20 protein-coding genes are annotated in these 21,378 nt (G+C 31.4%); all 20 read left to right on the top strand.

From position 1 onward, the window contains the following. Position 1: 1 nt before the first annotated feature. The 20 genes from yfmH (at position 2) to fabF (ending at position 21,377) form a co-directional block, all read left to right on the top strand. Complete coding sequence (gene yfmH, locus QPK35_RS04810) at positions 2–1,291, top strand: EF-P 5-aminopentanol modification-associated protein YfmH (RefSeq protein ID WP_290032858.1); 1,290 nt, start codon at positions 2–4, stop codon at positions 1,289–1,291. A 5-nt stretch (positions 1,292–1,296) separates the two neighbouring features. Beyond that, positions 1,297–2,022: an elongation factor P 5-aminopentanone reductase gene (ymfI, locus tag QPK35_RS04805; RefSeq protein WP_290032857.1), complete on the top strand. Its 726-nt coding sequence runs from the start codon at positions 1,297–1,299 to the stop codon at positions 2,020–2,022. An 87-nt stretch (positions 2,023–2,109) separates the two neighbouring features. Then, on the top strand, positions 2,110–3,039 hold the full coding sequence (locus QPK35_RS04800; protein ID WP_290032856.1) for a helix-turn-helix domain-containing protein: 930 nt from the start codon (positions 2,110–2,112) through the stop codon (positions 3,037–3,039). A 26-nt stretch (positions 3,040–3,065) separates the two neighbouring features. Beyond that, positions 3,066–3,659, top strand: a complete 594-nt coding sequence (pgsA, locus tag QPK35_RS04795; protein WP_290032855.1) for a CDP-diacylglycerol--glycerol-3-phosphate 3-phosphatidyltransferase — start codon at positions 3,066–3,068, stop codon at positions 3,657–3,659. Between the two features lie 122 nt (positions 3,660–3,781). Then, positions 3,782–4,246: a CinA family protein gene (locus QPK35_RS04790; RefSeq protein WP_290032854.1), complete on the top strand. Its 465-nt coding sequence runs from the start codon at positions 3,782–3,784 to the stop codon at positions 4,244–4,246. A 78-nt stretch (positions 4,247–4,324) separates the two neighbouring features. Next, positions 4,325–5,386, top strand: a complete 1,062-nt coding sequence (gene recA, locus QPK35_RS04785) for a recombinase RecA (RefSeq protein WP_290032853.1) — start codon at positions 4,325–4,327, stop codon at positions 5,384–5,386. Between the two features lie 289 nt (positions 5,387–5,675). After that, positions 5,676–7,241: a ribonuclease Y gene (gene rny / locus QPK35_RS04780; protein ID WP_290032852.1), complete on the top strand. Its 1,566-nt coding sequence runs from the start codon at positions 5,676–5,678 to the stop codon at positions 7,239–7,241. Between the two features lie 148 nt (positions 7,242–7,389). Beyond that, entirely contained in the window at positions 7,390–9,987 is a 2,598-nt protein-coding gene (gene mutS / locus QPK35_RS04775) for a DNA mismatch repair protein MutS (RefSeq protein WP_290032851.1), read from the top strand. 11 nt (positions 9,988–9,998) lie between these two features. Next, positions 9,999–11,954, top strand: a complete 1,956-nt coding sequence (mutL, locus tag QPK35_RS04770; RefSeq protein WP_290032850.1) for a DNA mismatch repair endonuclease MutL — start codon at positions 9,999–10,001, stop codon at positions 11,952–11,954. A 1-nt stretch (position 11,955) separates the two neighbouring features. Further along, positions 11,956–12,561 (top strand): Holliday junction branch migration protein RuvA, encoded by a 606-nt coding sequence (gene ruvA / locus QPK35_RS04765; protein WP_290032849.1) that lies wholly within the window; start codon positions 11,956–11,958, stop codon positions 12,559–12,561. 31 nt (positions 12,562–12,592) lie between these two features. Then, positions 12,593–13,603, top strand: coding sequence for a Holliday junction branch migration DNA helicase RuvB (gene ruvB, locus QPK35_RS04760; RefSeq protein WP_290032848.1), 1,011 nt, complete (start codon positions 12,593–12,595; stop codon positions 13,601–13,603). Positions 13,604–13,617: 14 nt separating this feature from the next. After that, on the top strand, positions 13,618–14,664 hold the full coding sequence (queA, locus tag QPK35_RS04755; protein ID WP_290032847.1) for a tRNA preQ1(34) S-adenosylmethionine ribosyltransferase-isomerase QueA: 1,047 nt from the start codon (positions 13,618–13,620) through the stop codon (positions 14,662–14,664). 14 nt (positions 14,665–14,678) lie between these two features. Next, positions 14,679–15,824, top strand: coding sequence for a tRNA guanosine(34) transglycosylase Tgt (gene tgt, locus QPK35_RS04750; RefSeq protein ID WP_290032846.1), 1,146 nt, complete (start codon positions 14,679–14,681; stop codon positions 15,822–15,824). 79 nt (positions 15,825–15,903) lie between these two features. Continuing rightward, entirely contained in the window at positions 15,904–16,287 is a 384-nt protein-coding gene (gene yajC, locus QPK35_RS04745; RefSeq protein WP_290032845.1) for a preprotein translocase subunit YajC, read from the top strand. Positions 16,288–16,639: 352 nt separating this feature from the next. Beyond that, positions 16,640–17,095 (top strand): 3-hydroxyacyl-ACP dehydratase FabZ, encoded by a 456-nt coding sequence (gene fabZ / locus QPK35_RS04740; protein ID WP_290032844.1) that lies wholly within the window; start codon positions 16,640–16,642, stop codon positions 17,093–17,095. Positions 17,096–17,202: 107 nt separating this feature from the next. Continuing rightward, positions 17,203–18,177, top strand: a complete 975-nt coding sequence (locus QPK35_RS04735) for a beta-ketoacyl-ACP synthase III (protein WP_290032843.1) — start codon at positions 17,203–17,205, stop codon at positions 18,175–18,177. A 12-nt stretch (positions 18,178–18,189) separates the two neighbouring features. Beyond that, positions 18,190–18,432, top strand: a complete 243-nt coding sequence (locus QPK35_RS04730; RefSeq protein ID WP_290032842.1) for an acyl carrier protein — start codon at positions 18,190–18,192, stop codon at positions 18,430–18,432. An 18-nt stretch (positions 18,433–18,450) separates the two neighbouring features. After that, complete coding sequence (locus tag QPK35_RS04725) at positions 18,451–19,407, top strand: ACP S-malonyltransferase (RefSeq protein ID WP_290032841.1); 957 nt, start codon at positions 18,451–18,453, stop codon at positions 19,405–19,407. Then, positions 19,404–20,132, top strand: coding sequence for a 3-oxoacyl-[acyl-carrier-protein] reductase (fabG, locus tag QPK35_RS04720; RefSeq protein WP_290032840.1), 729 nt, complete (start codon positions 19,404–19,406; stop codon positions 20,130–20,132). The genes QPK35_RS04725 and fabG overlap by 4 nt, the downstream gene beginning before the upstream one ends. Positions 20,133–20,144: 12 nt before the next feature. Beyond that, positions 20,145–21,377 carry a beta-ketoacyl-ACP synthase II gene (fabF, locus tag QPK35_RS04715; RefSeq protein WP_290032838.1) on the top strand — a complete coding sequence of 411 codons (1,233 nt, stop codon included), beginning with the start codon at positions 20,145–20,147 and terminating at the stop codon, positions 21,375–21,377. Position 21,378 lies beyond the last annotated feature (1 nt).

Below are 21,378 nucleotides of genomic sequence, written 5' to 3'. Positions count from 1 at the left end.
TATGAACGAAATAAAGTATGACTTATATAATGAAAAATTACATATAATCAATCTCCCTAATGGATTAAATGTTAATTTGATTGTAAGACCTAAATTTCATCAAACATTTGGTATTTTAACAACTAGATATGGCTCAATTAATAATTCATTTAAAGCATCTGACTCAAATGAAATAAAGAAATACCCTAATGGAATTGCTCACTTTTTAGAACATAAATTGTTTGAAAAGGAAGATCATGATGCTTTTGATGAGTTTGCATTGTATGGAGCAGATTCTAACGCATTTACGAGTTTTACAAGAACAAGTTATTTATTTTCAACCTCTTCAAATGTGGGCAAATGTGTTTCAACATTATTAAATTTTGTACAACATCCATATTTTAGTGAACAAACGGTGGAAAAAGAAAAGGGAATAATCGCTCAAGAAATTAAAATGTATGAAGATGACCCTAATTGGCAATTGCTTTTTGGAATTATAAAAAACTTATATCCAAATACTCCACTAACAGCAGATATTGCGGGAAGTGTAACATCAATCCAAGAAATTACTCCCCAAATGCTTTATGAATGTTATGATCATTTTTATCAACCCAATAATATGAGTTTAATGTTAGTGGGAAACTTTAATTTATCTAAAATTAAACAGATTATTATTGAGAATCAAAATAATATTAATGAAATAAAAACATCATCTGCTAAAAATAGTTTAAGTTCAGAACAATTAAATGCAGATGTTATTTCATATGATGAAAAAAGAATGCATATTCAAAGGCCTAAGTTAGGGATCGCTGTGCGTGGAGATTGTAAATTAAGCATTGAACAGCGTTTGAAATATAAGGTGGCATTGCAAATTCTTCTTGAATTATTATTTGGTGAATCATCCCTTGATTATCAAAGACTATACGATAAAGGAATCATTGATAATAGTTTTGAATATGAGATTCAACTTGAAGAAGAATTTCATTTTATTTATTTGACTTTAAACACTAATAAGGTTGAATTAGCTAGCAAAGAGATTAAAAATATCCTTTTAAATGCTTCGAAAAAATTAAGTCAACAAAAAGATATATTTGAAATTATGAAGAAAGAATTCATAGGCCGATATATTAAAGGAATGAATTCTAATGAAAATATTGCAGATCAATTTGATAAATGGCTTTTTGGAAATAAAACACTTTTTGATGCACCAAAAATGATTGAAAAGCTTAAATTAAGTGATTTATTAGATTTATCAAAACAATTATTCAAAGAAAATAACACAACAGAATTTAGAATTTATCCAAAGGAGTAATGCAAATGAAGTGGGCATTAATTTGTGGGAGTTCTGGTGATATCGGAATGCAAATTAGTAAAGATTTAGCCGAAGAAGGTTGGTCTCTTTATTTGCACTATACTCACAATGAACAAAGAATTAATGAATTAGTTAATCAGTTTAATCATAAATATCCTAAGCAGGATTTTATACCAATTCAGGCAGATTTTTTAGATAAAAATAGTGTAGAAAAAATAAGTAATTCAATTTTTAGTTTAGATGCAGTTATTTTTGCACAGGGAACAACATATTATGCATTATTAAGTGATTTTCCTACAGAAAAAATTGATGAAATCTTAACTATACAACTTAAGACACCAGTGTTATTATTACAAAAGTTACAGAAAAAACTAGCAAAAAATAAATTTGGACGTGTTGTTTTTCTAAGTTCTATTTATGGAAAAACTGGAAGTGCAATGGAAGTACCATATAGCTCTGTAAAGGGAGCAATAAATACTTTTGTTCGTGCATACAGCAAAGAAGTCGCTTCACTTGGAATTACAGTAAATGCAATTGCACCAGGAGCAGTTAATACGCAAATGAACTCAATTTTTGATGACGAAACTTTAGAAAAAGTTAAAGAAGAGATTCCAGTTGGATATCTTGCAAACGTAGAAGAAATTAGTTACTGGGTCAATGTGTTATTAGCTGAAAAAGCGTCATACATGACAGGTCAAACTTTATTTGTGAATGGCGGATGGTTAGATTAATCATTTTGTCAGATAAATAGTGCATATGATATACTTATCATGGATATTAACTGAGATAAATTTATATAAGAAAGATGTGGATTTTTAATGAGCGGTGTTGGTCAAAAACTTAAAGATGCAAGAATCGCTAAGGGGTTAACATTAGATGATTTACAACAATCAACTAAAATTCAAAAACGTTATTTAATTGCGATTGAAGAAGGAAATTACCAAGCCTTGCCAGGTGATTTTTATGTGCGCGCATTTGCTCGCCAATATGCTGAAACAGTTGGCTTGGATCCAAATGAAATTGTTAAAGAAATAGATAGTGAATTAGGAACCAAATCTTCTGAATCTAATGAGAACGACGAAACTAGTCGGACTCAAAAAAGAGAACAGATAAATAAACCTGAGGAAAATAGTACCAGTGCAAAACTTGCAAAGTATTTACCAACTATTATTATTGTAGTAATTGTAGTTGCTATTTTAGGAACTGTGTATGCTGTTGCTTGGGGAAATCATGAAAAAGCCAAAAATCGTCAAATTGAGGAGACAAGCACAAAAGTTGCTGTTTCAACTGATGTTAAAAGCAAAAAGAAGAAAGCCTCAAGTACACAAAAGCAATCTTCTTCATCTGAAAGCAGTGAATCAAAGAAACAAAAAATTGTTAGTGCAGGTTCAAGTGGATCAACATTTACATATAATGTTGAAAATGCAGCAACTACAAATGAATTAAAACTTTCTGCTACAACAGGCTCTTCATGGGATGCAGTTTATATTGATGGCACACAAACATGGCAAGGAACTTTACAACAAGGTTCAGATCATACAATTAAGATCCCAGAAGGAACTTCATCTGTAACTATTAATATTGGGAATTCAAAAGCATCTGCTGTTAAGATTAATGATTCAGATCTTAACTTCTTAGAACAAAATTCATCGTTGACAGTACGTAAATTAGTGATTAATTTTGGAAATAATAATTCTCAAACAAGTAGCACTACTCAAACAACTACTAATGCATATTCAAATAATTAAAAATTAATATAATCGGGGTGTGAAATTTGAATTTACCTAATAAATTAACTGTTTTACGTATTTTGTTAATTCCAATCTTTATGCTTGTTTTACTTTTGCCATTAAATTGGGGATTCTTAATTGTTGCTGGAACAGTAATTCCTATGCAGAATTTTGTAGGAGCATTGATTTTTGCAATTGCTTCAATTACCGATTTCATAGATGGACAAATTGCAAGAAAACAGCATTTAGTTACTAATTTTGGTAAGTTTGCTGATCCATTAGCTGATAAAATGCTTGTAATGACAGCATTTATAATTTTAGTCCAAATGGGAAAAGTTCCTGCATGGATTGCAGCTATTATTGTATGTCGTGAACTAGCTGTAACAGGATTAAGATTAATTGTAGTAGAAAATAATGGAGAGGTAATGGCAGCAAAGATGCCTGGAAAAATTAAAACAGCTTCTCAGATGTTTTCAATTATTTTTCTATTTTTAAACAATGTATTTTTTGAAAATATTCAAGTTCCAATTGGACAAATCTTACTTTATGTTTGTTTAATTTTTACTGTATATTCTGGAATTGAATATTTTTATAATGCACGTGCTATTTTTGCAGATTCATTTGGGAAAAATAAGTAAAATAGTTGTAATTTGAAAAGAATATATTTTTTAGGGAGAGGTTGTGACAATGTGCACAGTCTCTTTCTTTGGTTTAAAATATAATTAATTGTTTACGTATTTATAAAGTGAGGAGGATTTTAATGGATGATGCACTAAAAAAGTCTGATTCTTTAATGACTTCCATAAATAACGTAATGGATAAATTAAATAATCAAAATGTCTCATTGGCATTAGCAACTGATTTTATACCCGGAGATGTATTAAATCGTTTGAATAAAGAATCGTATTTTGCTGGAATGATTGTTGCACCGAATGCCGATTCTAAAAATGCTATATTGGGAATACCATATCAATTAATCAATTCAACTGGAAAAGCGAGCAGCGAGATTGCAAGTTGGATGGCTACTCAAGTTCGAAAAATATTGCGAACTGATTTAGGGATTGGAATTGTAAAAAATCCAAAGGATCGGACTTTTTGGATTGCATTAGTGAGTTCTAATGATGAAGAACCACAGACTATTCCTGTTCCATTAAAAAATAAAAGGCAAATTGAAGATGTAATTCAAAAAGCTTTCCAAATGATTGCAATTAAACTAAATTTATAACAAACATTAGTTCGCATTATAAAATGAATTTTGATATAATTTAAATATAAATTGTAAAATTTTAAAGGAGGGAAAAGTGTGGCTGATGAAAGACAAGCAGCTTTAGATGCTGCATTAAAGAAAATTGAAAAGAACTTTGGTAAGGGCTCTATTATGCGAATGGGTGAAAAGGCAGATACTCAAATTTCAACTATTCCATCTGGTTCTTTAGCGTTAGATGAGGCTTTAGGAGTAGGTGGTTACCCTCGTGGTAGAATTGTTGAAATTTATGGTCCAGAAAGTTCAGGTAAAACAACAGTTGCTTTACATGCAGTTGCAGAAGTACAAAAAATGGGTGGTACTGCTGCGTATATTGATGCCGAAAATGCTTTGGATCCAGCATATGCAACTGCTTTAGGTGTAAATATTGACCAACTTTTGCTTTCTCAACCAGATACTGGTGAAGAAGGATTAGAAATTGCTGATGCATTAGTTTCATCAGGTGCAATTGATATAGTAGTTGTTGATTCTGTTGCTGCTTTAGTTCCACGTGCTGAAATTGAAGGAGAAATGGGCGATGCTCATGTTGGATTACAGGCTCGTTTAATGTCACAAGCTTTACGTAAGTTATCAGGTACAATCAATAAAACTAAAACAATTGCTTTGTTTATTAACCAAATACGTGAAAAAGTTGGCGTTATGTTTGGAAATCCTGAAACTACACCTGGTGGACGAGCATTAAAATTTTATTCAACTGTACGTTTAGATGTTCGTCGAGCTGAACAAATTAAAGATGGTTCAGATGTAGTAGGTAACCGTGTTCGAATTAAAGTTGTAAAGAACAAAGTTGCTCCACCATTTAAACAAGCAGAAGTAGATATAATGTATGGTGAAGGTGTTTCTAAGACTGGTGAACTACTTGATATGGCAGTTGACAAAGATATCATTAAGAAGAGTGGGTCATGGTTCTCTTATGGAGAAGAGCGGATTGGTCAAGGACGTGAAAATGCTAAACGTTATTTAAAAGAACATCCTGAAATGATGAAAGAAGTAACTTTGAAAGTCCGTAAGGCATATGGCATTGCAACAGAAGAAGAACAAAAACAATTAGATTTAAAATTAGAAGATCAACAAAAAGATAAAGATTCAAAGAAAAAGTAACGAATTTTTATTTTAAGTTAAGACTTAGATATAAAAAGAAGACAAATGTACGATTTGTCTTCTTTTTGTGTTAAATAGCGAAATAATTATATTGACATTTTCTCTAATTTACAACTAAAATAAATATATGTGTGTAATAAATAATTAATAAATTAAAAATTAAAGAGAATTTGTGATAGTGCATTTATTTTATTGTAATTACAGTAAAGTGTTTTTATGTTTAATTAACAAGCAAAGAGACTTTAAATCATATGTCACAGTCTCTTTATGACGATGCGGAGGTACAAAAATGACAGATTTAATTGTAATCCTCGCCGTCGCTATTTTGACTTTGATTATTGGCTTTATTGTTGGAGATAAACGTCGTACGAAGCTTTATGAAAAAAGTTTAGACGATGCTACTCAAACTGCTGAAGGAATTGTTAAAAGTGCACGTAAAGAAGCACGTCGCCAAAAGAAAGAAGCAATTGTGGAGGCAAAAGAGGAAGCTCACCATTATCGTTCTGAAGTAGAAAAAGAATTAAGAGAACGTAGGTCTGAGATTCAAAAGCAAGAAAATCGTTTAATTCAACGTGAAGAAAATCTTGATCGCAAAGATACAATGTTGGAGAAACGTGAACAAACGTTAGATAAAAAAGAAGGCCAACTTGAATCTGATCAACAAGATGTTGAACATCAACGTCAAAAAGTAACAGAACTTGTCCAACAACAACATGATAAGTTGGAGGAAGTAGCTTCTCTCACTACTCAACAAGCTAGAGAACAAATCATGAAAGAAACCAAAGTGAGTTTAAATTACGAACTTGGACAAATGATTAAAGAAAGTGAAGAAGAGGCAAAAGCGCGTGCAGAACAAACTGCAAAAGATTTAATTGCACAAGCAATCGAACGGAGTGCAGCTGATACAGTTTCAGAATCAACTGTTTCAGTTGTTACATTACCTAATAATGATATGAAGGGTCGAATTATTGGAAAAGAAGGACGTAATGTTCGTACTTTTGAAACTCTAACTGGAATAGATTTAATTATCGATGATACTCCAGATACAGTATTATTAAGCGGATTTGACCCTGTACGTCGGGAAATTGCTAAAATGGCACTTGAAAAATTAATTCAAGATGGTCGTATTCACCCAGCGCGAATTGAAGAAATGGTAGATAAAGCAACGCGTGAGATGGATGCTAAGATTCGTGAAATCGGTGAAGAAACTGTTTTTGATTTAGGAATAAGTGCAATGCATCCAGATTTAATCAAGATTGTAGGACGTTTAAATTATCGTACAAGTTATGGACAAAATGTTTTAACACATTCAATTGAAGTTGCAAAAATTGCCGGTGTATTAGCTGGTGAATTAGGCGAAGATGTTACTTTAGCGAAACGCGCAGGATTATTACACGATATTGGTAAGGCTGTTGACCATGAAATTGATGGTTCACACGTAGAAATTGGCGTAGAGTTAGCAAAGAAATACCATGAAAATGAAGTAGTAATAAATACTATTGCTTCTCACCATGGGGATGTAGAACCTAAATCAGTAATTGCTGAATTGGTGGCTGCAGCTGATGCTATTTCTGCAGCTCGACCTGGAGCTCGTAGTGAATCACTTGAAAATTACCTTCACCGTCTAGAAAAATTAGAAAGTATTTCTAATGAATTTGAAGGTGTAAGTAAGAGTTATGCAATTCAAGCAGGTCGTGAAGTTCGGGTAATTGTAAAACCTGAACAAATTAATGATTTAGAAGCAACTGTATTAGCTCGAGATATTAAAAATAAGATCGAAAATGAACTTGAATATCCTGGACATATTAAAGTTACTGTAATTCGTGAAACTCGAGCAACAGAGTATGCAAGATAATGGTTAATTATCGATTGAATTAAGAATTTAAATAGAAGAATGCGATTAAACGCATCTTCTATTTTTTTATTGGTCGGAAACTAAAATAATCACTCAAAAAATGTTAAAATATAAAAAGCTAATATTAGATGGGGAAGGGATGAATTGAATGTCAAAAACAAAGTTAACACCAATGATGGAACAATATATGGCAATAAAAAAACAATATCCAGATGCTTTTTTGTTTTATCGTTTAGGTGATTTTTATGAAATGTTTTATGATGATGCTGTTAAAGGTTCGCAAATTTTAGAATTAACATTGACTCAACGTAATCACAACTCTAAAAATTCGATTCCAATGTGTGGTGTTCCTCATCATGCGGTACAAAATTATATCGATATATTAATTGATAAGGGATATAAAGTCGCAATTTGCGAACAAATGGAAGATCCTAAAATGGCTAAGGGAATGGTTAAGCGTGAAGTTACGCAATTAGTAACTCCTGGGACATTAATGGACGAATCTGCAAGTGAAGCAAAAGAAAATAATTATTTAACGGCACTGCATCAAAATGGAAAGCAATTAGGATTTGCATATGTTGATTTATCAACAGGTGAGTTAAAAGTTACAACACTAACAGATATAGACAGTCTTGTAAATGAAATCACAAGTTTGAGAACTAAAGAAATAGTAATTGATGATTCAGTTAGTGATAATGTTATTAAAATTTTAAATAAATTGAAAATAGTAGTCTCGATTCAAAATGATGTCGCTGAACATGCAGAATTTTCATATGCAATTCAAGATTTAGATAATGAAGTTGAAGTAACAGTAATAAAACATTTATTAATGTATTTAAATGTTACCCAAAAGAGAGCATTAATTCATTTGCAAAAAGCAGTTCATTATGAAACATCTTCATTTTTGAAAATGGATCGATTTGCTCAAAGAAATCTTGAGTTGTTGAAGAATTCACGTACTGGAAAGAAATCAGGAACACTACTTTGGATTTTAGATGCTACTAAAACAGCAATGGGCGGTAGATTATTAAAACAATGGATTTCAAGACCATTGCTTTCAAAAAAAGATATTCTAGAACGACAAGCAATTGTAAAAAATTTAATTGATCATTTCTTTGAAAGAAATAATTTACAAGATGAATTGACAAATGTATATGATTTAGAACGTTTAGCTGGGAAAGTCGCATTTGGAAATGTAAATGGACGGGATTTGATTCAATTAAAGACCTCATTAGAACATGTACCTCAAATTCGTTATTTACTTACAGAACTGAACGAAGATGGAATTTATGATAAATTATTAAAACAATTAGATCCTGTTGAAGAAGTAGCAGATTTGATTGAACGAGCAATTGTTGATGATCCTCCAATTTCAGTAACAGATGGTAATTTAATTCGTGAAGGATATAATGACGAATTGGATCAATATGTGGATGCAATGAAGAATGGTAAGAAGTGGCTTGCAGAACTTGAAGAAAAAGAAAGACAAGAAACTGGTATTCATAATTTAAAAATTGGATATAATAAAATATTTGGCTACTTTATTGAGGTTTCAAAAGGAAATGTAAGTAAGGTTCCTGAACGTTTTCAAAGAAAACAAACGCTTGTTAATGCTGAAAGATTTATAACTCCTGAGTTAAAAGAAAAAGAATCATTAATTTTAGGCTCAGAGACTAAAGCACAGGAGTTACAATATAAAATTTTTGTTGATATTCGTGAGCAGATTAAAGATCAAATTAAAAAGTTGCAAAGACTAGCTTCTGGATTAGCTCAATTAGATGTTTTACAAGGTTTTGCAATTGTTAGTGAGAATCATCAATTTGTTCAGCCAAAATTGACTGATAAAGGTCATAATTTGAATATTAAAGCAGGATGGCATCCGGTAGTAGAAGAAGTCATGGGAAGTCAAAGTTATGTTCCAAATGACATAAAAATGGATGAGAATCAGACAATTCTGTTAATCACTGGACCAAATATGTCTGGTAAAAGTACATATATGCGTCAACTAGCTTTAACAGTAGTTATGGCTCAAATTGGTTGTTTTGTTCCTGCTAAATCAGCAGAAATGCCAATTTTTAATCAAATTTTTACTAGAATTGGTGCTGCAGATGATTTAATTTCAGGTGAATCGACATTTATGGTTGAAATGAAAGAAGCAAATGAAGCATTAACAAATGCTAGTGAAAATAGTTTGATTTTATTCGATGAAATTGGAAGAGGAACAGCAACATATGATGGTATGGCATTAGCCCAAGCGATTATTGAATATATTCATGATAATGTTCACGCTAAAACATTATTCTCAACTCACTATCATGAATTGACTATTTTAGACCAAGAATTAAATCATCTTACAAATGTTCATGTTGGAGCAGTAGAGAAAAATGGCGAATTAATTTTCTTGCATAAAATGCAACCTGGACCAGCCGATAAATCGTATGGAATTCATGTTGCTAAATTAGCTGGAATGCCTGATAAATTATTGCAACGTGCGGATGTTATTTTAAAGGATTTAGAGAAAAAAGATATAGATATTGAAGATACTACTTATAAGCCAAATGAAGTGGATGAAACTGGTCAAGTTGAAGAACAATTGTCACTTTTCAAACCGGAAAATATTAAATTATCTTCAAATGAGGAAAAATTATTACAAGATATTAAGGAAACGAATTTATTATCTTTGACACCACTAGAGGTAATGAATAAAGTTAATGAATGGCAACAAAGATTAACGCACAAGAAGTAAGGAAGGTTAAAATGGCTAAAATTCATGAGTTACCAGAAATTTTAGCAGATCAAATTGCTGCTGGTGAAGTAATTGAACGACCTAGTTCTGTAATTAAAGAATTAGTAGAAAATTCGATTGACGCAAATAGTAGTAGAATTGATATTTTAGTGCAGGATTCTGGATTAAAGAAAATCGAAGTTATTGATAATGGTGGAGGAATTGCTTCAAGTGATGTAGAACTTGCGTTTCAACGACACGCAACAAGTAAAATTAGTGATCGTGATGATCTATTTAGAGTTAGAACTTTAGGTTTTCGTGGAGAAGCGTTGCCAAGTATTGCGTCAGTCGCTGATGTAAGTCTTGAAACATTAGAAAAAAACGAAACAATTGGGACAAAAATCCATATTAAAGGCGGAAAAATTCTTGAAAAAGAATCTTATGGTGGCCGAAATGGAACGCGTATCCAAGTTAACCAATTATTTTATAATACACCTGCTCGTTTGAAGTATTTAAAATCACCTCAAACAGAATTGTCAGTGATTTCTGATTGTGTTAACCATTTAGCAATGAGTCATCCAGAAATTGTATTTTCCTTAAGTAATAATGGAAGAACATTACTAAAAACCTCAGGAAATGGTAACTTACAACAAGTTGCTAGTGCAATCTATGGAGTAAAAAATGCTACCCAATTAATTCAAATTCAAAAACAAGACGCTGATTTTTCAATTTCAGGATTAACTTCATTACCTAAATTAACTAGAGCTTCTCGTAATTATATTAGCATTTTATTAAATGGTCGCTTTATTAAAAACAATCAATTAACAAAAGCAATTATTAAAGGATATGGTTCGAAATTAATGGTAGGTAGATATCCAATTTCTATTATTAATATAAAATTAGATCCTTTACTTGTAGATGTTAACGTTCATCCTACAAAACAAGAAGTTCGAATAAGCAAAGAAGATCAACTATGTAATCTTTTGACTAATGCAATTTATCAGCAAATTAGTCAAGAAAGATTGATTCCAAGTGCAATCGAAAATTTAAAATCGCATGATCGAAATAATAAAGCAGAAACTAATCAACAACTGAATATGGGATTAAGTGAAAACTCAAGTTCATATCAAACAGTTGAAAGAAAACAAGAAGTATTAGATGCAGTACTTGGAAATAATCCAAATGAAGAAGTTGAAAATATTGTCAAGAAAAAATATATAGCTCAACATTTTGAAAATCCGATTATTATTGAAAACAAAAAACAGCTTAACTCTAAATTGGTTCAGCGTTGGGATGATTGTTATTCAAATAAAAATGAAATAGAAACTAAAGAGCATTTTAAAGTTGAAAAAGATAAAAAAGTTTTTCCAGATTTGAAATATATTGGTCAGTTACACGGAACATACTTATTAACAGAATCGGATGATGGATTCTATATATTAGATCAGCATGCGGCGCAAGAAAGAATCAAATATGAATATTATCGTAAAGAAATTGGTAATGTTGATACAACACAACAAAAATTGTTAGTGCCAATTGTATTAACATTTACTGTGAGTGAAGCACTAAAAGTTCAAGAAAATATTGATAAATTACATGATTTAGGGATAAACTTAGAGGATTTTGGACAAAATACCTATATTATTCATGAACATCCTGTTTGGATTCCTAAAGGTAAAGAAGAACAGATTATTAAGCAATTAATCGAGGAATGCATTAAGAATCCACAGTTAACTATTGCGAAATTTAGAGAAGAAACGGCAATAATGATAAGTTGTAAGCAATCAATAAAAGCTAATCATCATTTAGAACAAGTTCAAGCAGTTTCATTGTTAAAGCAACTTAAACAATGTGAAAATCCGTTTAATTGTCCACATGGTAGACCAACAGTGATTGAATTTACTAATAAAGATATGGAACGAATGTTTAAAAGAATCCAAGATAATCACCATTCATTACGTGAAAATCAGAATTCAGGAGTAGATTAAAATGTATGAGTATTTAATTGGAAAAATTACTGCAGTTAATCCACATTATATTGTAATAGAAGTTAATGGGATTGGATATCAAATTCAGGTAGCAAACCCTTTTAGATATCAAGAAAATAAAGAACAAAAAGTTTATGTTTATCAAGCAGTGCGTGAAAATGATATCACTCTATATGGCTTTTATGATTTAGCTGAAAAACAATTGTTTATGAAACTAATTAGTGTATCTGGAATTGGCCCTAAGAGTGCATTAGCAATATTGGCAACTAATGATCAAGGTGGATTTGTTGCAGCAATAAATGCTGATGATGAAAATTATTTAACTAAATTTCCAAGTATTGGTAAGAAAACTGCCAAGCAAATTATTTTAGATTTAAAAGGAAAAATGGATGATGTTGAAACACCAACACCTATTATTGATCAACAAAATTTAGCTTTGGATTTTGTTGAAGAATCACCATATTTAAAGGAAGCTTTAGAAGCAATGCTTAGTTTAGGTTATACTAAGACAGAGGTAAAACGAGTAAGTAAGAAACTGGAAAAGTTTAATGGCCATTCTACGGATGATTATTTACGTGAAGCATTAAAATTAGTTTTGAAGAAATGATTCTAATTGTTTTTAATTGAAAGGAGAACACATGGTAGATCATAATCGTGTAGTTTCAGGTGAAATTATTGATGATAATGAAGAGTTTAATCAATTAAGTTTACGGCCACAGTTTTTAAATCAATATATTGGTCAGCAAAAGATTAAAAATGAAATATCAATTTATATAGAAGCTGCAAAACAACGTGAGGAATCATTAGACCATGTATTATTATATGGACCTCCTGGATTAGGGAAGACTACATTAGCAGCTGTAATTGCAAACGAATTGCAAGTTAATTTGAAAACAACAACTGGGCCAGCAATTGAAAAGCCGGGCGATTTAGTTGCAATTTTGAATGAACTTGAACCTGGGGACGTTCTTTTTATTGATGAAATACATCGACTACCAAAAAATGTTGAGGAAATTTTATATTCTGCAATGGAAGATTTTTATATTGATATTATTGTAGGGCAAGATTCAACGGCACATCCGGTACATTTCCCATTGCCTCCATTTACCTTAATTGGAGCGACAACGCGAGTAGGGATGTTGTCAGCTCCATTGCGTGCTCGATTTGGTATTTTAGGGCACATGAGTTATTACACTGAGAATGAACTTGCGGCAATCGTTGAACGTTCTGCAGAGGTATTTAATACTAAAATAGATACAGAAGGTGCACATGAAATTGCTCGGCGTTCTCGAGGAACTCCTCGAATCGCTAATCGGTTACTTAAGCGTATTCGCGATTTTTCTCAAGTGTCAAATAAAGAGACAATCGATCAGGAAATAGTTAAATATGCATTAGATTTATTGCGTATTGATGAAAAAGGATTAGATGATAATGATCGGGAATTACTTAAAACTATGATCTTACTTTATAATGGTGGACCAGTAGGACTATCAACTATTTCGGCAAACGTAGGTGAAGAAACTGATACAATTGAAGATGTAATCGAACCTTATTTATTACAAATCGGTTTTATAAAAAGAACGCCTCGAGGTCGAATTGTGACAGATAAGGCGTATAAACATTTGAAAATTGACAAATTAGAAAAATAAGAAGGGTGACTATAATGACAGAAGAAAACTTAAAGACAGAAGATTTTGATTATTATTTACCTCATGAATTAATCGCACAAACACCTTTAAAAGAACGTGATGAAGCTAGAATGTTAGTTTTAAATGCCAAAACTGGTGAATATAAAGATGATTATTTTTATGATATCATTGATTATTTAAATCCTGGTGATGCAGTTGTCATGAATGATTCTCGTGTCATGCCAGCACGTATATATGGGGTTAAACCTGATACTGGTGGTCATTTGGAAGTGTTGTTATTGAACAATACTGAAGGAGACAACTGGGAAACTCTTGTAAAACCAGCTCGTAGAGCAAAAGTCGGTACTAAGATTTCTTTTGGTAATGGAGAATTAACTGCTACGGTCACAAAGGAATTGGAACATGGTGGCAGAATGATTGAATTTCATTATGATGGCATTTTTATGGAGATTTTAGAAAAATTAGGGGAAATGCCACTTCCGCCATATATTAAGGAAAAATTAGATGATCCAGAAATGTATCAAACTGTATATTCAAAGGAAATTGGTTCAGCAGCAGCTCCTACAGCTGGCTTTCATTGGACAAAAGAATTATTAAAAAAAGTAGAAGACAAGGGAATTAAATTAGTATATCTAACTCTTCATGTAGGTTTAGGAACATTTAGACCTGTAAGTGAAGAAAATATTGCTGACCATAAAATGCATAGCGAATTTTATAGTTTATCTCAAGAAGCAGCAGATACGTTAAATGAAGTAAAGCAAAATGGTGGACGGATTGTTGCTACTGGAACAACTTCTATTAGAACACTTGAAACAATTGGTACAAAATTTAATGGAGAAATTAAAGCTGATAGTGGCTGGACAGATATTTTCATTAAACCTGGATATGAATGGAAGGTAGTAGATGCTTTCATTACAAACTTCCATTTACCAAAATCAACTTTAGTAATGTTAGTAGCAGCATTTACTGGTCGAAATAATATTTTGAATGCATATGAACATGCCGTAAAAGAAAAATACCGTTTCTTTAGTTTTGGTGATGCAATGTTCATTCATAAGTAATTAAGGAGGAACAGATGACTGAACCTGCAATTAAATATCATTTAATAAAAAAAGAAAAACACACAGGAGCACGTTTAGGTGAAATAGAAACTCCACATGGAACTTTTCCAACGCCTATTTTTATGCCAGTAGGTACACAAGCTACTGTAAAAGCAATGTCGCCTGAAGAACTTGAAGATTTAGGAGCAGACATTATTTTATCTAACACATATCATTTATGGCTTCGTCCAGGAGAAGATCTTGTAGAAGAAGCTGGTGGTTTACATAAATTTATGAGATGGAATAAAGGAATTCTAACGGATTCTGGTGGTTTTCAAGTATTTTCATTAGCGGAATTAAGAAATATTACCGAAGAAGGAGTTCATTTTAAAAATCATTTAAATGGACAAAAAATGTTTTTATCACCTGAAAAAGCTATTCATATTGAAAATGCTTTAGGGGCAGATATTATGATGAGTTTCGATGAATGTCCACCATTTTTTGAAAGTTATGATTATATCAAGGAATCAGTTGAACGTACTAATCGTTGGGCAGAGAGAGGATTAAAAGCACACAAAAATCCTGAAACACAAGCGTTATTTGGAATAGTACAAGGTGGAGGACATGAAGATTTACGTAAACAAAGTGCACGTGATCTAGTTTCAATGGACTTTCCTGGTTATTCAATTGGAGGATTATCTGTTGGTGAATCTAAAACTGAAATGAATCATGTGCTAGATTTTACTACGCCATTATTACCTGAAAATAAACCAAGATATTTGATGGGAGTAGGTTCTCCAGATGCATTAATTGATGGTGTAATTCGAGGTGTAGATATGTTTGACTGTGTTCTACCAACTAGAATTGCGCGTAATGGAACTTGCATGACAAGTCATGGAAGGTTGGTAGTTAAAAATGCTAAGTATGCACATGATTTTACTCCAATTGATGAAAATTGTAATTGTTATGCATGTCGTAACTATACTCGAGCATATATTCGTCACTTATTTAAAGCTGGAGAAACATTAGGAATCAGATTAACAAGTTATCATAACTTATATTTCTTAACACATTTAATGAAGAAAGTTCGTCAAGCAATTATAGATGATAATTTATTAGATTTTAGACAAGAATTTTTTGAACAATATGGGTTAAATGTGCGTAATCCAAAGAATTTTTAAGATTTTGGGTTAAATATAGTAACAAATACATTTTTTTGGTATAGTTATCTTTAGACTTAATTTAAGGAGTGAATTTGTTATGTTTATGCTTGGAGCAGCACAAAGTGGCGGATTATTTTCAATCATTATGTTGGTATTAATGTTTGCCATTATGTATTTCTTATTAATCAGACCACAAAAGAAACAACAACAACAATGGCAAAATATGATTAATAATTTAAAACGTGGTGATCATGTAATTACACGTGGCGGTTTGCATGGTGTTATTGACGAAATTGATACTGCTAATAAAACTGTTACATTAAATTGTGATGGTATTTTCTTACTATTTAGTTTGAATGCAATTGGTAATGTTCAAAAAGCTGACGTTCAATCTGAAGTTAAAGAAGAAAAGCCAGCAAAAAAAGAAGAAACTAAAGAAGATGCTACTAAAGCAGAAGAATCTTCAAAAGAAGAAAAATAATTTTATTATTTTTGATTAAAGAGCACTGATAATTAATTTTATCAGTGCTCTTTTTTTGTTTTAATTCGTTAAAAATTAGAAAAATGAATAATTAAGCAAAAAAATATTTCATTAATTATAATAATTTATAATTTATAATTAGATAATATTTTATTTATAAATATATAAACGAAAATGCCTTTGTTGACACATTTGTTTAATTTTATCTTAAAATTAATATCTTTATAATACGTAAAAAAACTTATGTATTTGTTAAAAAAATATAAAATCAAGCCTTGACACGCATTGCTAAATGATATAATTTTTAGTTATCGAATGTTTCGATATACGAAATATATGAGGAGGCAGTTGAATGGGAATAATGGATGCACAGGAAATTATGGATACAATCCCAAATCGTTATCCAATTTGCTATGTTGATTATGTAGATGAAATAATTCCTAATCAAAAAATTGTAGCAACAAAAAATGTCACAATTAATGAATCATATTTTAGAGGGCATTTTCCTGGAAATCCAGTAATGCCTGGAGTATTAATAATTGAAACTCTTGCTCAAGTAGCATCGATTTTAATTTTAAAATCAGAAGAGTTTAAAAATAAAACAGCGTATTTGGGTGCAATTCAAAATGCTAAATTCAAAAAAATGGTTAAGCCCGGTGATGTACTAAAATTAGAGTGCTCAATCGTTAAGCAAAGAGCAAATATTGGAATTGTAGACGCTAAAGCATATGTAAATGGGAAAACAGTTTGTTCAACAAAATTAATGTTTATTGTTTCATTAAAAGATGAACAAAATAATAAACTATAAAAAAACGAGTTAATATTTCTAATATGCATTTTATCGATAATGGTATTAAGATTTAAATTTATTTCATAGAGAAAAGATGAATTGATTTATAAGGGAGGTAAAGATAATTGAAAAAAGTTCAAATTAAAAATTTCGCAAGTTACACTCCTGAATTAACAGTTTCTAATGACGATTTGAGCCAAATAATGGATACATCTGATGAATGGATAAAATCAAGAACAGGGATTTCAAATCGAAAGATTAGTTTAAATGAAAATACTTCAGATTTATGCTTAAAAGTTGCACAAAAGTTAATTCAGAAAAACAACATTAATGTAAATGATATAGGATTGATTATTGTTGCAACAATGTCACCAGATGCTTGCACACCATCAACTAGTGCAATTGTTCAAGGAAAATTAAATGCCAAGAACGCAATGGCTTTTGATATTTCAGCAGCATGTTCGGGATTTATTTATGGACTTGAAATTGCTCAAAAAATGATGCGTCAATCATCATTTAAATATTCAATCGTTATTGGTGGTGAAGTCCTTTCTAAAGAAGTTGATTGGACAGATCGAACATGTGCCGTTTTATTTGGTGATGGTGCTGCTGGTGCATTACTTGAAAATGATGCTCAAGTAGAAAGCTTTTATGAAGCAGATGTAAAAACTTTTGGTGAACTTGGAGACAGATTAGTTGCAGGTCAAACAGATCCGATTCAAGCATTCCCACCTAAAGAATTTACTAAATTTCACCCATTTGAAATGGATGGACGTGCTGTTTATAAATTTGCAACAAGCGAAGTTCCACAATCGATGATGCGGGCAAGTGAAACTAATCAAATTGATTTTGATAAGATTGATTATTTTGTCTTGCATCAAGCAAATTACAAAATCATCAAGTCAATTGCAAAGAAAATAAAGCAACCACTTGATAAGTTTCCAATGGATATGGATAAATATGGAAACACTTCTGCAGCTAGCATTCCATTAATGCTTGCAGATCTACAAGAAAACAACAAATTACATGAAGGTCAATTGTTAATGCTTGCTGGATTTGGTGGCGGATTAACAATTGGAAGTCAAATTATCAAACTTTAAGGAGAATTTAAAATGACAGAAGAACAAATTTTTGAAAAAGTACGTGAAATTGCAGCAGAACAATTGGATATTGAACAAGATGAAATTAAGTTAACATCAAATGTTAAAGAAGATTTAGATGCTGATAGTTTAGATTTCTTTGAAATTATGAATGAATTGGAAGATGAATTCGATATTGAATTAGATTCAAACGAAAACATTCAAACAATTAATGATGTTGTAAATTACGTAAAACAAAAAATCGATCAAAAATAATTAATGACGGTTTAAATTATGAAAAATAATTGGGGAATAATGTTTAGTGGGCAAGGTGCCCAAAAGACAGGAATGGGATTGGATTGTTATTCAAGTAGTCCAATTTTTAAAACAGTAATTGATAATGCAAGTGATATTTTGGGATGGAATGTAGTAGATGCATTGAAAAATCAAAATGATGAATTATCAAAAACTAAATTTGTACAACCTAGTTTAGTTGCCGTAAGTGTTGGCTTATATAAGATGCTTATTCACGATGTTCCTAATTTGAATATTAAAGCATATGTTGGTTTATCTTTAGGAGAGTATTCAGCATTGATTGCTAGTCAAAAATTAAATTTCGATGATGGAATGAGACTCTTAAAAATACGAGCAAATGCTATGCAAAAAGATAGTGAAAATGTAAAAAGTGCAATGGCTGCTGTACTTAAGCCAACTGATACGGAAAAAATAACTGAAATTTGTAATCAACTATCGGATGGAGATGAATTAGTGCAAATTGCAAACTATAATTCACCTTCTCAAGTTGTTTTAGGTGGGACTGAAAGGGCACTTGAAAAAGCCCTTGAAGAAATAAACGAAATGAATTTAGCAGGTAAGACAATTCAATTAAAAGTTTCAGGTGCATTTCATACTCCTCTATATCAAAATACAAAGACCATATTACAAAAAGAATTAGAGAATATTGCTTTTACAGATAATGATCAAATGGTATTTAGTAATACTACTGGCAAGTGCTTTGACCAACAAACTATTTCAGAAATATTAGCTAAGCAAGTTATTAATCCTACTCATTTTAATGACTGTATTATAAATATGATTAATAAATGTAAAGTTGATTCAGTACTTGAAATTGGAAGTGGAAAAGCCCTTACTAAATTTGCTAAACAAATTGATCCAGCACTTAAACGTAGTAAGATTGACAGTTATCGAAGCTATTTGAAATTTATAGAAAATATGGGAGAAAATAAATGAATTTAAAAGATAAAAATGTACTTATTACAGGGTCAACGCGTGGAATTGGTGCAGAAATAGCAATTCAATTTGCTGAACAAGGTGCTAATATTATTTTAAATGGACGTCATGAAAGTACAGAAATGCTTGATAAAATTAAAAATATGGGTGTGAACGCATATTATGTGCAAGCTGATATTGCGGATGCAACTGATGTCGATAAAATGATTCAACAATTAAAAGATCAACAAATTGATATTGATATTTTAGTTAATAATGCAGGAATTACACGTGATAAATTACTTATTGGAATGAAAGAAAAAGATTTCGAAGATGTAATTAATATAAATTTACTAGGTGCATTTCGTGTCACACAACCAATTTTCAAACAAATGTTGAAAAGACGTACTGGTGTAATTATTAATATGGCAAGTGTTGTAGGTATTCATGGAAATATTGGTCAAATTAATTACGCAGCAAGTAAGGCTGGGTTAATTGGATTTACAAAAACACTTGCAAGAGAAGGAGCATTGCGTAATGTGAGATGTAATGCAATTGCGCCAGGAATGATTGAAAGTGACATGACTAGAAAAATTGAAGAAAAAAGAAGAAAAGAAATTAAAAATCAAATTCCATTAAATCGTTTTGGGACAATAAGTGAAGTTGCATCTTGTGCACTTTTCTTAGCACAAAATGATTATTTAACTGGACAAACAATTACAGTTGATGGCGGAATGACAATGTAGGGAAGTGAAATAATGACAAGAGTAGTAGTTACTGGAATGGGAGCAGTTACCCCAATTGGTAATGATGTTGAAACTTTTACTGATAATGCATATCAAGGAAAAATTGGAATTAATAAAATTACAAAATTTGATTCAACAGATACAGGCGTTACTGTAGCGGGTGAAGTTAAAGACTTTGATCCAGCTAAACTTGTTGGAAAAAAACAAGCAAAACGAATGGATTTATTTTCACAATATGCATTAGATGCAGCTATTCAAGCAATGAATCAAGCACAAATTGATTCTGAAAATACTAAAGATGAAGATTTAGGTGTAATTTTTGGATCAGGTATTGGTGGGTTGACTACAATCCAAAATCAAATAATTAAAATGCATGATAAAGGACCACAACGAGTTTCACCTTTATTTGTTCCTACAGCAATTGCCAATATGGCTGCTGGAAATATTGCAATCCGATTTAATGCTAAAAATATTTGTACAGCGATTGTAACTGCATGTGCAACTGGAACTAACTGTATTGGGGAAGCTTATCGACAAATTAAAGAAAATCGTGCTGAAGTAATGATTTGCGGTGGTTCTGAAGCATCAGTTAATGAAATCGGAATTGCAGGATTTAAGGCGTTAAATGCTCTTTCAACAAAAGAAAATCCAGCTGAAGCATCAATCCCATTTGATAAAAAGAGATCAGGATTTGTTTTAGGAGAAGGCGCAGGTGCATTAGTTATTGAGAGCTTAGAACATGCACAAAAACGCAATGCGAAAATTTTAGGAGAAATTATTGGATATGGAAGTAATTGTGATGCATATCATATTACTTCACCAGATCCATCTGGAGTATCACAAGGTCGAGCAATGCAATTAGCAATGGATGAGGCTAACTTAAAAGCCGATGAAATTGGATATATTAATGCTCATGGAACATCAACAAAAGCAAATGATGCAGGTGAAACACTTGCCATTAAGCATGTATTCGGGGAAAATAGTAAGGTAAAAGTTAGCAGCTCAAAATCAATGACAGGTCATTTACTTGGTGCTGCTGGTGCAATTGAGGCAGTTTTAACAATTGATGCGTTAAATAAGCAGATTGTTCCGCCTAACGTAGGCTTGACTGAACAGGATGAAGAATGCGATATTAATGTTGTTACTAAAGCAACTGCAGATGAAAATCTTGAATATGCGTTGAGTAATTCATTTGGCTTTGGCGGACATAATGCAGTACTAGCATTTAAAAGATGGAGTGAATAGA

It is taken from the genome of Ligilactobacillus cholophilus, from assembly GCF_030389495.1.
Lineage (GTDB): Bacteria > Bacillota > Bacilli > Lactobacillales > Lactobacillaceae > Ligilactobacillus > Ligilactobacillus cholophilus.
This window is presented reverse-complemented; position numbering and strand designations above follow the sequence as displayed.